Source organism: Actinomadura sp. NPDC047616 (assembly GCF_040642915.1).
Taxonomy (GTDB): domain Bacteria; phylum Actinomycetota; class Actinomycetes; order Streptosporangiales; family Streptosporangiaceae; genus Spirillospora; species Spirillospora miaoliensis.
Genome location: NZ_JBEYTB010000001.1, coordinates 594,506 through 607,753, shown reverse-complemented (window position 1 = coordinate 607,753; position 13,248 = coordinate 594,506). Strand labels below are relative to the sequence as shown.

Here is a 13,248-nt window from a genome sequence, read left to right as displayed (position 1 = left end):
GGAAGTGCGACGGCGGCGCGGACCTAGGCGGGAACGTCTTGGGGCGATGCCACTGGACGGTCGTCCACCCCTCCGAAAGCACCGCGGCACGTCCGCCGGGCTGCTGGTCGTTCGTCCATTTCACAGGCCGGGGCTGCGCCGAGTTTGGCGGTGGGGCACGCGAGCAGCCGCCGCATCTGGGAGCATGCCCTCGCAGGAACGGCGCCGGTGGGGTGGAAATGACGGATGTGGACGCGACGGACTTCGCCGTCGTGGTGTACCGGGAGGACGACAGCTGGGAGGCCGGGGTCCTCCCCGTCGCGCTGACCGAGGACCTGGCGGGGCTGATCCACGCCCTGCGGCAGCAGCCCAGCATCGGCGGCACCATCGGCATGGTCTCGGTGGGCGACGACTTCTTCGTGGCGATCCGGCTGCTCGGCGACGAGGTCATGGTGTTCCTGTCGGACGTCACCGCCTCGGTCGACTGGCCGCTGGCCGGTCAGGTGCTGGAGTACCTGGACATCCCGATCCCCGAGGACGAGGAGCTGGACCAGGTCCTCCCGGTCGGGGACATGTCGATCTTCGCCGATCTGGGCCTGGACGAGATGGAGCTCGGCGCGATCTCCGGCGACCTGGAGCTCTATCCGGACGAGATGCTGCTCAGCATCGCCACCCGGCTCGGCTTCGCGGCCGCCTTCGAACGGGCCCTCGACACGATCAACTGACCCGCGACCGTCCGGCCTGCGGCGCCGGACGCCACCCCGGGATTGTGACCGGCGCAACATTGTGCGTCACAATATCTGGGTGTCCTATTTCGCCGCCGTCTTCGCGCAGACCCCGCAGGGCTGGGTGGGGACCGAGGCCATGCTCTCCGAAGCCGAGGACGTCGACGACGTCGCCGATCTGATGCGCGAGGCCGCCGTGGAGTCCTACGGCGATCCGGTCGTGCTGCTGGTCGAGGAGGACGACGAGTGGTTCGCCATCGTCCGCCTGGACGGCGAGGGCGACCCGCGCGCGTTCGTGTCCGCCGCGCGCGGCGACGGGCTCGGGGCGCTGTTGCAGGAGCTGGTCGGGGACGTGCCCGACGGTGAGACCGCAGGTGATCTGCACCTGCTGGACGACCTCGGTGTGGACGCCGAGCGCCTCGTCGAGCTGGGCGAGCGGGCGCTGCCCGGCGACGCGCTGGCGACGATCGCCGAGCTGGCCGGGTTCGGCGAGGAGTTCGACCGGCTCCGTGACTGACCACATCGCCGCGTACGAGGCCGCGATGCGCCTGGCCCTGGCCGAGGCGCGCCGCGCGGGCGAGGCCGGGGACGTACCGGTCGGCGCCGTCGTCCTGGACGCGTCCGGCACCGTGATCGGCACCGGCCACAACGACCGTGAGCGCACCGCCGACCCCACCGGGCACGCCGAGATCGTGGCCATGCGCGCCGCCGCGTCGGCGCTGGGCGCGTGGCGGCTGGCCGGCTGCACCCTCGTGGTGACGCTGGAGCCGTGCACGATGTGCGCCGGGGCCGCCGTCCAGGCCCGCCTCGACCGGATCGTCTACGGCGCCGTCGACCTCAAGGCGGGCGCGGTGGGGTCCCTGTGGGACGTCGTCCGCGACCGCCGCCTCAACCATCGGCCCGAGGTCATCGCCGAGATCCTGGCCGCCGAATGCGGCGCACTGCTAACCGAGTTCTTCGCGCACCGCAGAGTCGGGTAGGCTTCCCCGCGGTGGTGTCGCCTAGTGGACGAGGGCGCACGCCTCGAAAGCGTGTGAAGGGCAACCTTCCGTGGGTTCGAATCCCACCACCACCGCGTCGTACAGGGAGCCGTGCGTCCGCCAAGCGCGGATTCACGGCTCCGCTGCTTTCCGGGGAGCCGGCCGGTGTGCTCGCGGCGGCGGGCCGCGCCACCTGGCTCCCGCCGACTGTGGCCGTCGGGCCGGTTCAGCCTTCCTTGACCTCAAGGCCGAGGGCTCGCGCGATCATGATGGCCTGGTAGGGGTCGATCACCGCGCGGGCCAGGGCCGCGGTGTGCGGGTTCAGGGACGACAGGTCGCTGCCGCGCAGGTCGCATTCCGACAGGTCCGCCTGGTTCAGCCACGCGCCGGAGAGGTCGACATCGCGGAACGACGCCTTCGCGCACCGCGCGCCCGTGAGGTCGGCCTCCCGCATCCGCAGCCGCCGGAACGAGCATCCGCGCAGGTCGGCCCCCGGCAGGCCGGTGAACGACCAGTCGCCGCCCTCCGCCCTGAGCAGGCCGTAGGAGCAGCCGTCGAACCTGCTGCCGACCAGCTTGCATCCGGTGAGGGCGGTGTCGAAGAACGAGCACCGGACGAACGTGCAGTTCACGAAGGCCGTGTCCGTGTAGGCGGAGGCGTTGAACCGGACGCCCCGGAACGTGCAGTCGGTGAACGCCGCCCCGCGCCCCGACGTCTCGGTCATGTCCACGTCGACGAATTCGACGCGGGTGTGCTCTTCTCCGGACACGTCCCGGCCGTCCCAGTCCTCGGAACGGACGGTGCTGTCGGTGGGCGGCGCGGGCCGCCCGTGCCTGCGGTCGGCCATCGTGCTCCGTTCCTCGTGTGCGCGTCCGCGCGACGCTACCTCAGCTCACCGACAGTACGGCCTTGCCGCGCAGCCGCCCGGAGGCCAGAGCGTCGATCACCTTGGCGGCCTCCTCCCAGCCGCTGCGGTGCCCGCAAGGCGCTCGACGTGCTACTGGCGGGGCTGCGGAACAGCCGGACCGGAGCTTCGTGACGGGTTCGCGTCGGCCGTCCGCCAGGGCACGCGGTGGCCGTGCCACCCCGTGATCTCCTGTGGCGGGTGTCCAGGCGCGGGCATGACCCCGATCAGCCCTGCCAGTGGTCGACGGCGCCGGCGGTGGCGCAGGGATGGCCAGGGTGGGGGATGCGCTGTTCGATCCAGATGGTCTTGCCGCCGGGGCTGTAGCGGGTGCCCCAGCGGTGGGACAGGGCGGCGACGAGCTGGAGGCCGCGGCCGCCCTCGTCGGTGGGCTCGCTGCGGCGGATCAGCGGGGTGGTGAGGCTGGCGTCGGAGACCTCGCAGGTCAGCGTCCAGCTGCGGATCATGCGCAGTCCGATGGGGCCCTTGGCGTGCCGGACGACGTTGCCGACCAGCTCGCTGACCAGCAGCTCGGTGGTCATGAGGAGCTCCTCGCCCAGCCCCCAGGCCGCGAGCTGGGCGCGCACGTGTTCACGGGCCAGCCCCGCGGCCCTCGGGTCGTCGGCGAACGTCCACGAGACGACGTTCTCCGGGGCGAGCCGGTGCGTGCGCAGGACGAGCAGGGCGGCGTCGTCGGCGATCGGCGCCTGGGCGGGCAGCAGGGCGCGGGTGACGGTGTCGCGGACCGCCCGCAGCGGCATGTCCGGCTCGTCCCGCAGCGTGTCGGTGAGGGTCTTGGTGAGATGCGCCATGCCGGTGTCGATGTCGCGGTCGATCGCCTCCACCAGGCCGTCGGTGTAAAGGACGAGCAGGCCGCCGTCGCCGAGGCGCGCGGCCATGGTGTCGAACGGCGGGGCGGCGGCGCCCAGCGGCGGGTTGCCGGCCGCCGTCAGGTAGGCGGCGGTGCCGTCGGGGCGGACGATCGCCGGCGGCGGATGGCCCGCGCTGGCGAACGACAGGACGCCGGTGACGGGGTCGTAGACGCCGTAGAGGCAGGTGGCGAAGTACTCCTCGCCGAGGTCCCCGACGATCGCGTTGAGCCGGTCGAGGATGTCGTCGGGCGGCAGGTCCAGCTCGGACAGGGTGCGCACGGCGGTGCGCAGCCGTCCCATGGTGGCGGCCTCCGCGATGCCGTGGCCCATGACGTCGCCGATGACCACGGCGACCCGGTCGGACGACAGCGGGATGACGTCGTACCAGTCGCCCCCGACCTCGGCGCCGTACCCGGCGGGCCGGTAGTGCGCCTCGGCCGACAGGCACGGCAGCGCGGGCAGCTCGCGCGGCAGCAGGTCGCGCTGGAGCTCGCGGGCGCGGGTGGCGGCGTCGTCGTACAGCCGCGCCCGCTCCAGCGCCTGGGCGATCAACCCGCTGAGGGCGGTGAGCAGGGTGCGTTCCTCCCTGCTCAGGTGGCGTGAACCGGCGAAGCTCAGCACCCCCGTGCCGATGACGCGTCCCGACGCGATCAGGGGCAGGAACGCCCGCGCGTCCTTCTCCTCGGCCATCGGATACCCGGCCACGCCCGGATAGCGGGCGACGATCTCCTTCGCGGAGGCGAAGAACAGCGGGACGCGGGTGCGCAGTGCCTGCCCGAAGGGCGAGTCCGGCGGGAACGGCGAGCCCGACAGCCGGTCGATGAACTCCTGGCTGTACCCGGCGGCGCCCGTGATCAGCATGCGTCCGTCCTGCACCTCGCAGATGAGCAGACCGCTGGCGTGGAAGGCCGGCAGGACGCTCTCCGCGACGGCGGACACGACGTTCTGCGTGGTGACGGCCTCGGTGAGGGCGCGGGTGAGCTGGTCGATGAGCGCGGCGCGGGCGCTGGCGGCGCGGACCGCCGACAGGAGGCGCGCCACCGAGTTCAGGGCGGCGTGGTCCCCGTCGATGTCCCACGTGGTGTCCCAGGCGGTGCCGGCCAGCCGGATCACCCCGCCGGGCTCGTCCACGGTGATCGTGGCCCGGATCCGCAGCCGGCCATAGGAGCCGTTGGTGTGCCGCACCCGGAACTCGGTCTCGTACCTGGAATCCGACCGCATGGCCCGGTCCAGATCCTTGCCGACGTTCGGCAGGTCGTCGGGGTGGATGACGTCCTTCCAGCTTTCGAACCGCTCCCTGGGGCCGTGGAAGCCGATGCCGTCGATCAGCCCGCTCAGCGATTCGCTGTAGACCACGCGACCGGTGACGAGGTCGAGCTCCCACGTCCCGGCGGTGCCCGCGGGCTCGACGTCGCCGGTCTTCCCCGCGTGGCGGACGGCCCCGGCGGTCGAGGCGTCCGGGACCGCGCGCAACAGCACCTCGGCGGCCTTGCGCGCGACGTCCTGCAGGAACTGCTGCTCGTCGTCGGCGGGCTCGGCGTCCGACGGCACCAGCACGGACAGGGCGCCCAGCGAGCCGGCCGGACCGGGCAGCGGCACCGAGATCATTCCGGCGGCGACGGGCAGACGGGGCGGTGTGGGCCGCAGCGCCTCCTCCGACCATGCGGCGGGCGACTCGATGACGGGCCGCCACACCGGGCGCCCGGCGCGTCCGGCCTCGGCGGGTGCGGCCGAGTCGCCCTGCGGGATGATCTCCCAGGCCCGGGTGAACGACGAGGGCAGCCCGCTGCTGGCCGCCAGGCTCAACTCCCCGGCGACGCCCCCCGCCCCCAGGTGCGCCATGCCGCCCAGCCCGCCGAGCTCGGCCATGGCGTGCGCGAGCGCGGACCGCAGGACGTCGGTGCCGCCGGCACCGGGATCCACGGCCTCGATCAGCCGCAGCCGTTCGTGCCGTACCCGATCCGGCCGCTCCTGCGGACCTTCCACAAGCCCTTCGCTCACCCAGGCCCTCCTCCCTTGGCCGATCCGTCCGGGCCGACGGTGCGCGCGCACCTGTGCCCTTCGCGGACGACACCTCCATGGGCTCTGGTGATACCGCATCGAACCGTGGTGATTCCGCCAGTAACGATAAGCTCACAAGCGATCGAGCGGCCTGCACTGTATGCCTCGTTCCCCGGTTTTAGCAGTTTTTGAGGTGGCGTTGGTGGACATTTAGGAGATGTCGTCCGCCGGGTGGAACCGGCACGTCATCCTGCGACACCGCGGCCGACCGCTCCGGACGTCACCCCACTTCAGGAGCGCCGCGGCGGGGCACCCGGCGCCATCGGCCGCGTTTCTCTGCGCCAATCAACCCGCATCATAGACAAATCGCCGCAATTGGTGTCTATGTTGAAATTCCATCCAATGGTGGGCGCTTCGCGGACGGTGCCGAGACGGACAGCTGCGGCAGCAACCGAGAGGACAGCGGGCCGGGTGTCAACCGGTCGTGACCAGGGCGACGCCGACACCGGCCACCACCAGGCCTATGCGCTGGACGCCACGCAGCCGCTCGCCGTGGACGATGCGGGCCAGCAGCACGGTGATCGCCGGATACAGGGAGGTCAGGACCGCCGCGAGGCTGAGCACGCCGCGCTGCGCGGCCACGAAGTACAGCGCGTTGGAGAAGGCGTCGAGCGCGCCGGACAGCAGTGCCATCCCGACCAGGAACCGTCCCGACACCGGCGGCCCTGTCAAAGCGCCGCGCAGGCGCATCACGACGATCAGCGCGGCGCCGACCACCAGGAGGTTCCCGGTGCGGGCGGCGACGAGCGGCCACAGCCCCGCGTCGTCCCCCGCCCCCTTGAGCAGGATGAAGAAGGCTGCGAAGCAGGCACCGGAGATCCCGGCCATGATCGGCCCGTCGTCCAGGACCCGCCAGCGCCCCCCGCCGGAGCCCTGCCGCCTCCGGCGCCTGGCGTCCGTGACGGGCGACGGCCCGGCCGCACCCGCCCGAGGCTCGTCGCCCGCTCCGCCTTCGACGACCGCGCCAGGGCCGGGCACCGGCGCCATTGCCCGTCCGTCGTCCACCTGACCCGCCGCGACCGCTTCCCTGATGATCGGCGCCCCCTCGGCGGTGTCCGCCGCGTCCGCGGAGGCCGGATCGGACTGCATGCTGACGAGGGCGATGGCGACCAGGCACAGCAGCACGCCCACCAGCACCCCGATGGCGAGCCGTTCACCGCGCATGGTGCCCACGGCGACCGGCAGGACGGCGGCGGACAGGGCGGAGACGGGGGCGATCACGCTCATCGGCCCGCGGGCCAGGGCGCGGAAGAAGACGATCAGCCCGGCGCCGCCGGCCAGGCCCGCGCCCAGCCCCCACAGCATGGCCGGGCCGGTCGGGGAACCGCCGGCCGGCAGCGCGGCGACGAGGACCACCACCAGTCCGGCCGGCACGCACCAGATCAGTGCCCGCAACTCGGTCGACCGACGTGCGACGGTGCCGCCGAGGAAGTCGGCGACACCGATCACGAAGGCCGCGCTGAGGGCCAGCGCGGTCACCATCACTCCCCGCCGATGAGGCGGGTGGCGATCCGGACGTCGGGCGAGACGGCGCGCAGCCGGGCGGCCAGCTCGTCGCCCGCCTCGCGCAGCCGGTCCAGCGGGTACGGTTCGAGGCGTTCGAGCAGGAAGAGGGCGTTCTTGGTGGACTCGGTGATGCGGGTGCGGACGCACTGCCGCCAGTTCCAGCGGCGGCAGGTCACCCCGGCGTCGTCGCGCCACACGACCTCGCCCTCGTCCGGGTGCTCGACGGCCGGCTCACCGCCCGCGACGGTGTCGAACGGCTCGTCACCGCCGGCGCGGACCAGACGCGCCGGTCCGCGGTAGGCGTCGAGGTCCTCGCCGCCGATCGGCAGCGCGTACTGCACGCTGACCGCGTTGTAGGCGTCGACGACCTTGTTGATCGTGGGCAGGGCGTCGGCGCGGCGCAGCAGCGCGTCCACCGACGGCCGGGTGCGCTGCGGCTTGGCGCCGAACGCCCGGTAGGCCTCGCGCCAGGCGGTGACGTGCGGGTCGTCGGGGACGGCGTGTTCGGCGGCGGCGGCCAGCCACGCGGCCGAGGTGTCGTCGCCGGGGCCGTTGAGCAGGCCCTCCGCGGTCATCACGAGCACCGCGAAGTCGGGACGCAGCGTCCGCACGGCGTCGTCGACGACGATCCGGTCCAGCATTTGGGGGTTCCCTCATCTCGGTCAGTAAAATGCAATCGAAAGTCAGTATAACGACCGACGGTCCGGGGCCGGACTGCGGCGGCGGGAGGAACCTGTGAGCGATCAGGAAGCGATCGGCGAGGCTGTCGCCAGGACCGTGCGGTCTCTGCGCGCCGGGCACGGCTGGAGCCTGGACGAGCTGGCCGGCCGCGCCGGAGTGAGCAAGGGCGTCCTGGTCGGCCTGGAACAGGGACGCGGAAACCCCAACCTGGGCACGCTGATCCGCATCTCCGACGCCCTCGGGGTGCCGCTGACGCGCCTGGTGCAGGTCGAGGAGGAGCCCGCGACACGGCTCTTCCCACCCGACCGGCACGTGGTGCTGTGGCACGGCCCGTCCGGCGGCACCGGAACCCTGCTGGGCGGCAGCGACCCACGGCCGTCACTGGAGCTGTGGCGGTGGGTGCTGCGGCCCGGCGAGGTCCGCCAGAGCGACGCACATGTCCCCGGCACCAAGGAGATCATCTACGTGGAGGACGGCGTCCTGACGCTCGGCGTGGCCGGTCACCGCGACACCGTCCAGGCGGGCACGGCGGCCGTCTTCGTCGGCGACCGCCCCCACTCCTACAGCAACGAGACCGACGAAACCGTCCAGTTCGTCCTAGCCGTCCTAGACCCGTAACCCCAACAGAGCAACGCCCCGCCCCGACCGCCCCTCATCACCGCCCCGGCTCTCCCCCAGCCACCGCCCCACCCACAACACGCGCGGCGACGCTCGCCGCCCCGGCACAGCGCAACTTCTCGACCCAGCACAGCGGCACGACGACGCGGCACAGCATGCCGACGCGGCGCAGGTTGGGTGGACGGGGGTGGGTCTTGGACACGGGGGGTGCGGTGGTTGGTCAGGTGGTGAGGCGGATGGGCATGAGGAGGTAGCGGAAGCCGGTGTCGCCTGCGTCGTCGGGCGGTGTGTCGGTGTCGGAGTCGTCGCGGCGGTCGGGGATGGCCGTCAGCAGCGCGGGACGGGTGGGGCCGGTGCACTCCAGGCGGGTGTACTCGGTGTCGATGCCGGCCAGGCCGTCCAGCAGGTACTGGGGACTGAAGGCGATATCGATCTCGTCGCCGGTGAGCTGGGCGGGCATGGTCTCGTTGGCGCGGGCGGCGTCGCCGGAGGCGGCCCGTATCCGGACCTGGTCGCCGGTGAAGTCCAGGCGGAGCGGGGTGTTGCGCTCGGTGACCAGCGCCACCCGCTTGATCGCCTCGATGAACGGGGCGGTGCGGACTCGCGCGGTGGTCGACCACGCATCGGTGAGCCGCGACCGGTAGTTGATGAACTGGTCGTCCAGCAGCCGCGTGGTCATGCTGCGGTCGCCGCCCGAGATGCCGATCAACGTGTCGCCCGCGCCGCCCAGGCCGATGGAGACCTGCGAGCCGGCCCGGATCGCGCGGGCCGTGTCGGCGAGGGTGCGGGCGGGCACGACGACGCCCGCGGTGAAGTCCGGAACCGACGGCGACCAGGTCAGCTCACGCGCGGCGATCCGGTAGCGGTCGGTGCAGGCCAGCCACATCGTGTCGCCCTCGAAATCGACACGGACGCCGGTGAGCATCGGCAGCGTCTCGTCGCGTCCGGCGGCGGGCGTCACCTGGGCGACGGCGGCGGCGAACACGTCGCCGGGCACCGTCCCGGACGGCTGCGGCGGTTCCGGCAGGGTCGGATAGTCCTCCACCGGCAGCGTCTGGAGGCCGAACTCGGCGCTGCCGCAGCTCACCACGACCTCGGTGCCCTTGGTCACCACCTCGACCGGGTGGGGCGGAAGGTTGCGCACGATGTCGGCCAGCAGCCGTCCCGGCACCAACACACGGCCCGGCTCGGTCACGTCCGTCTCGATCGTGGCCTTCGCCGACACCTCGTAGTCGAACCCGGAGAGGGTGAGCGCACCGTCGGCGGACGCCTCGACGAGCATCCCCGCCAGCACCGGAAGCGTGGGCCGTGACGGCAGGGTGCGCGCCGCCCACGCCACGGCGTCGGCGAGCGTCTGCCGATCCACGCGGAACTCAACCATGGCTCAGCCCCCTTCGGTCGTCACAGCGCACGTTAACCGCAGGCCCTGACAAAAATGCGTGTCCCCCGTACGGAGGAGCCGAAGCCCACCGGCAGGGAATCACGGCCCGCTGACGACGAGCAGGGTTGAGGACATGAACGCAACGCGGCGGTCATGGTGGGTGCTCGGTGGCACGTACGTAGTGGCGGCCGTCCTGGTGCGTGGCGTCCGCCGCCGTCCACGTGTACTGGCTGCTGGCCGCACCGCGACCTCGTCGCGGAGGTGCTCGACGACGTACTCACGTACGTCGTCACGGACCGCATCCGCGTCCCAGGAGGCCCGGCACAGCAGGTACTGCATGCCGTGCGGGGTCGTTTCCCGCCCCACTCCGCGATCGTCCAGCAGTTCTTCTGCGGCAGGTCAGACAGCAGGCCCAGTACCAACCGCCCAGCCCGCAGGCGGGGTTCCACCCGCGCGAACCGCGGCGCGATGCGGCCCATCAGGGACTTGAACATGTCCTGCCAACGGGCAGGATCTCGCCAGCCCATCAACGATCATGATCTGCGGGCGAAGTGAGGCCCGGCCCAACCGGTGGCGGCAACTACCTCCCGTGCGATGTCAACGACGAGCCGTCCGTCCGTCGCCACTCGGACGGTCTCCGCGGGGGCTCGCTGGTCCAGGAGCCGTGCCTTTCGGACACTTCCTTCCCACTCCTGCTCCAGCTCTGAGCCGAGTTCTCGTCCCACCAGCCGCTCGCGGGCGGTTTCATCGGAGGCGGTGAGCAGGACTCGTATGATCCCCACTCCAGCCCCCATGGCACGCTCGAACATGCCCGTCGCCTCCGGCAGCACGCTCATGGTGTTCGTATAGATCAGACGCCGGTAGCCGCGCTGGGCGAAGTTCGCCCACACGGCAGTCAGATTGATCTCGGTGATCTCCGCGCGGTGAGGGTCTCCCTCTGGAGCCGGATGCACCTGCCCCATGAAGTCACCATCGATGATCGCGTGAGCGACCGCCTCGGAGCGCAGTAGCGCCGAGACCTCCCACCCCACCGTCGTCTTGCCGACACCAGCTCGCCCTCCGATGAGCAGTACTTCTGCGTGATCCATGGGGGCAGCGTGCCAGCGGGCGACCACTTCACGCGATCCGATATCGATCCGGTCGCCTGATCCCGGCCCTGCCCACAAGATCACGATCTACGACTGGAGTACTGAAGGACGCCCACCGCGAACCGCCCACCGTCAGGCTCCCCACCTGAGGTGGGCCTTCGCGAGGGTGGCCCGCCGAAGGGCTGGCTGCCGTGAGGGGGCCTGCTGTTGGGGGTGCCCGCCGCGGCCCCCTGGGAGGGGGCGTACGTGAGGGGGCCGCCGGAGGGTTGGCTGGTGGGGGCTGGCTGCCGTTGGGGGATTGTCTCGGGGGGCTCCTGGGGTGGGCGCCTCCGCCTGGGGGCGGAGGCGCCTGCCCGCTAGAAGAGGGCGGCCTCCTTGGTGGTGCGGCGTTCGAAGTCGAGGAGGAAGCGCTTGCGCTCCAGGCCGCCGCCGTACCCGGTGAGACTGCCCGTCGAGCCGATGACGCGATGGCACGGGACGATGATGCTGATCGGGTTGCGGCCGTTGGCCAGGCCGACCGCGCGGGCCGCCGTCGGCTTGCCGATCTCCTGGGCGAGTTCACCGTACGAGATCGTCTCGCCGTAGGGGATCTCCTGCAGGGCCGCCCACACGCGCCGCTGGAACGGCGTCCCGTGCAGGGCCAGCGGCAGGTCGAACGTGGTCAGCTCGCCGGCGAAGTAGGCCTTGAGCTGCTCGGCGACGGTCGCGAACGGCTCGTCGGTGACCGCGACCCGCGCGCCGAACCGCTCGTCCGGCGGACGGTGGCGTTGCGCGTCCACGTAGGCGCCGCAGAGGACGCCGTCGTGGGCGACGAGCGTGAGCGGCCCGACGGCGCTGTCCAGCACGGCGTGCGTGCGGTGTTCGGCCTCGGGCGCCGCGACCGCCGGCGCCGGCGCGGTCGCCGTGGTGGGTGTGGAGGTCATGGAGACACAGATCCCTTCGAAGGTCTTCAGGCGGGGATGCGGTTGATGGCGTGGTCGCCGGTCGCCCACAGGTACTGGACGGCGTAGGCGCGCCATGGCCGCCACCGCGCCGCGCGGCGGATGAGGGCGGCCGGGGTGGCGGGCAGGCCCAGGTCGGCGGCGGCGACGCGGATGCCGAGGTCGGTCGGGACGAACGCGTCCGGGTCGCCGAGGGCGCGCATGGCGATCGTCTCGACGGTCCAGGGGCCGATGCCGGGCACGGCGGCCAGGCGGGCGCGGGCCTCGTCCCAGTCGGTGCCGGCGTCCAGGTCGATGTCGCCGGTGGCCAGGGCCGTGATCAGCGCGGTGAGGGTGGAGCGGCGGGCGCGCGGGAAGGCCAGGGCGGACGGGTCCGGCTCGGCCAGCGCCTCGGGGGCCGGGAACAGGTGCGTCAGGCCGCCGCCGTCCGGATCGGTGATCGGCTCGCCGTGCGCGGTGACCAGGCGGGCGGCGTGCGTGCGGGCCGCCGCGGTGGACACCTGCTGGCCGATCACCGCGCGGATGGCGAACTCCGCCGGGTCGACGGTGTGCGGGACGCGCCGTCCCGGGGCCTTGTCGACCAGCGGGGCCAGGACGTCGTCGGCGCGCAGCAGGTCGTCGACGGCGACCGGGTCGGCGTCCAGGTCCAGCATGCGGCGGCACCGGCTGATCGCGATGGTCAGGTCGCGCAGGTCGGTGAGGGTGAGCGTGCAGGCCACGTGGTCGGGGAACGGGCGCAGCGCGACGACGCCGTGCCCGTTCGGCAGCCGCAGCGTCCGCCGGTACGCGCCGTCCCGCCACTCCTCGACGCCCGGGACGGCGGTGGCCGCCAGGTGCCCGAACAGGTTGTCGGGGCACAGCGGGGCCCGGAACGGCAGCCGCAGCGACAGCGCCCCGGACGTGAGGGCCGTCCGCCCCCGCGTCGCCCGTTCACGCAACTGGGTGGGGGTGAGCGCGAACACCTCCCGCACGGTGTCGTTGAACGCCCGGATGCTGGCGAACCCCGCGGCGAACGCCACGTCCCCCATGGGCAGGGCCGTGGTCTCGATGAGCAGCCGTGCCGTCTGCGCGCGCTGGGCCCGGGCCAGGGCGAGCGGTCCCGCGCCAAGCTCGGCGTTCAGTTGCCGTTCGATCTGACGGGTGCTGTAGCCGAGGCGGGCGGCGAGGCCGGGAACCCCTTCGCGGTCCACGACGCCGTCGGCGATGAGCCGCATGGCGCGGGCCACGACGTCCGCGCGGTGGTTCCACTCGGGGGATCCGGGGCTGGCGTCCGGCCGGCACCGCTTGCAGGCGCGGAATCCCGCCTGCTGGGCGGCGGCGGCGCTGGGGTAGAAGCGCATGTTCTTCGGTTTGGGCGCCACGACGGGACAGCTGGGACGGCAGTAGATGCCGGTGGTCACCACCCCGACGAAGAACCAGCCGTCGAACCGGGCGTCCTTCGCCTGGACCGCCCGTGTGCACCGCTCCACGTCTTCGTGCATGCGTCCAGCTTCACCGATGGTCACCGGCGTT

The 13,248-nt window shown here is 72.5% G+C and carries 12 protein-coding genes, 1 tRNA gene and 1 pseudogene; 5 read left to right on the top strand and 9 right to left on the bottom strand.

Annotation, left to right across the window (positions count from 1 at the left end):
* The first annotated feature begins 218 nt into the window (after positions 1-218).
* The 4 genes from ABZ801_RS02905 to ABZ801_RS02890 all read left to right on the top strand — a co-directional run bounded on the left by ABZ801_RS02905 (position 219) and on the right by ABZ801_RS02890 (position 1,779).
* Positions 219-704 (top strand): tRNA adenosine deaminase-associated protein, encoded by a 486-nt coding sequence (locus ABZ801_RS02905; RefSeq protein WP_344958272.1) that lies wholly within the window; start codon positions 219-221, stop codon positions 702-704.
* Between the two features lie 79 nt (positions 705-783).
* Positions 784-1,221 (top strand): tRNA adenosine deaminase-associated protein, encoded by a 438-nt coding sequence (locus ABZ801_RS02900; RefSeq protein WP_344958270.1) that lies wholly within the window; start codon positions 784-786, stop codon positions 1,219-1,221.
* Positions 1,214-1,684 (top strand): tRNA adenosine(34) deaminase TadA, encoded by a 471-nt coding sequence (gene tadA, locus ABZ801_RS02895; RefSeq protein ID WP_344958268.1) that lies wholly within the window; start codon positions 1,214-1,216, stop codon positions 1,682-1,684. The genes ABZ801_RS02900 and tadA overlap by 8 nt, the downstream gene beginning before the upstream one ends.
* Positions 1,685-1,694: 10 nt before the next feature.
* Positions 1,695-1,779: transfer RNA gene (locus ABZ801_RS02890), tRNA-Ser, on the top strand.
* A 131-nt stretch (positions 1,780-1,910) separates the two neighbouring features.
* On the opposite strand, the gene ABZ801_RS02885 is transcribed toward ABZ801_RS02890, so the two are convergent.
* The 4 genes from ABZ801_RS02885 to ABZ801_RS02870 form a co-directional block, all read right to left on the bottom strand.
* Complete coding sequence (locus ABZ801_RS02885) at positions 1,911-2,531, bottom strand: pentapeptide repeat-containing protein (protein ID WP_360691919.1); 621 nt, start codon at positions 2,529-2,531, stop codon at positions 1,911-1,913.
* 284 nt (positions 2,532-2,815) lie between these two features.
* Positions 2,816-5,461, bottom strand: coding sequence for a SpoIIE family protein phosphatase (locus ABZ801_RS02880; protein WP_360691916.1), 2,646 nt, complete (start codon positions 5,459-5,461; stop codon positions 2,816-2,818).
* Positions 5,462-5,935: 474 nt separating this feature from the next.
* Positions 5,936-7,003: a DMT family transporter gene (locus tag ABZ801_RS02875; protein ID WP_360691914.1), complete on the bottom strand. Its 1,068-nt coding sequence runs from the start codon at positions 7,001-7,003 to the stop codon at positions 5,936-5,938.
* Entirely contained in the window at positions 7,003-7,668 is a 666-nt protein-coding gene (locus tag ABZ801_RS02870) for a phenylalanine--tRNA ligase beta subunit-related protein (protein ID WP_360691911.1), read from the bottom strand. Before ABZ801_RS02870 ends, ABZ801_RS02875 begins: the two co-directional genes overlap by 1 nt.
* A gap of 94 nt (positions 7,669-7,762) precedes the next feature.
* Here ABZ801_RS02870 and ABZ801_RS02865 point away from each other — a divergent pair, with 94 nt between their 5' ends.
* A complete protein-coding gene (locus tag ABZ801_RS02865) occupies positions 7,763-8,326 on the top strand; it encodes an XRE family transcriptional regulator (RefSeq protein ID WP_360691908.1) in 564 nt (187 codons plus the stop codon).
* A 220-nt stretch (positions 8,327-8,546) separates the two neighbouring features.
* Here the strand turns inward: ABZ801_RS02865 and dnaN are convergent, their stop codons facing one another.
* From dnaN to ABZ801_RS02840, 5 genes and pseudogenes are all read right to left on the bottom strand, one after another.
* Complete coding sequence (gene dnaN, locus ABZ801_RS02860) at positions 8,547-9,707, bottom strand: DNA polymerase III subunit beta (protein WP_344958256.1); 1,161 nt, start codon at positions 9,705-9,707, stop codon at positions 8,547-8,549.
* A gap of 240 nt (positions 9,708-9,947) precedes the next feature.
* A pseudogene (locus ABZ801_RS02855) lies at positions 9,948-10,186 on the bottom strand (IS701 family transposase); the annotation flags it as partial.
* A gap of 54 nt (positions 10,187-10,240) precedes the next feature.
* The gene (locus ABZ801_RS02850) at positions 10,241-10,795 is read right to left on the bottom strand and encodes a hypothetical protein (protein ID WP_360691904.1); all 555 of its coding nucleotides are present in this window, start codon (positions 10,793-10,795) and stop codon (positions 10,241-10,243) included.
* Positions 10,796-11,151: 356 nt separating this feature from the next.
* Positions 11,152-11,718: a methylated-DNA--[protein]-cysteine S-methyltransferase gene (locus ABZ801_RS02845; RefSeq protein WP_360691901.1), complete on the bottom strand. Its 567-nt coding sequence runs from the start codon at positions 11,716-11,718 to the stop codon at positions 11,152-11,154.
* 26 nt (positions 11,719-11,744) lie between these two features.
* Positions 11,745-13,217 carry an AlkA N-terminal domain-containing protein gene (locus tag ABZ801_RS02840; protein ID WP_360691898.1) on the bottom strand — a complete coding sequence of 491 codons (1,473 nt, stop codon included), beginning with the start codon at positions 13,215-13,217 and terminating at the stop codon, positions 11,745-11,747.
* Between the last annotated feature and the right edge of the window lie 31 nt (positions 13,218-13,248).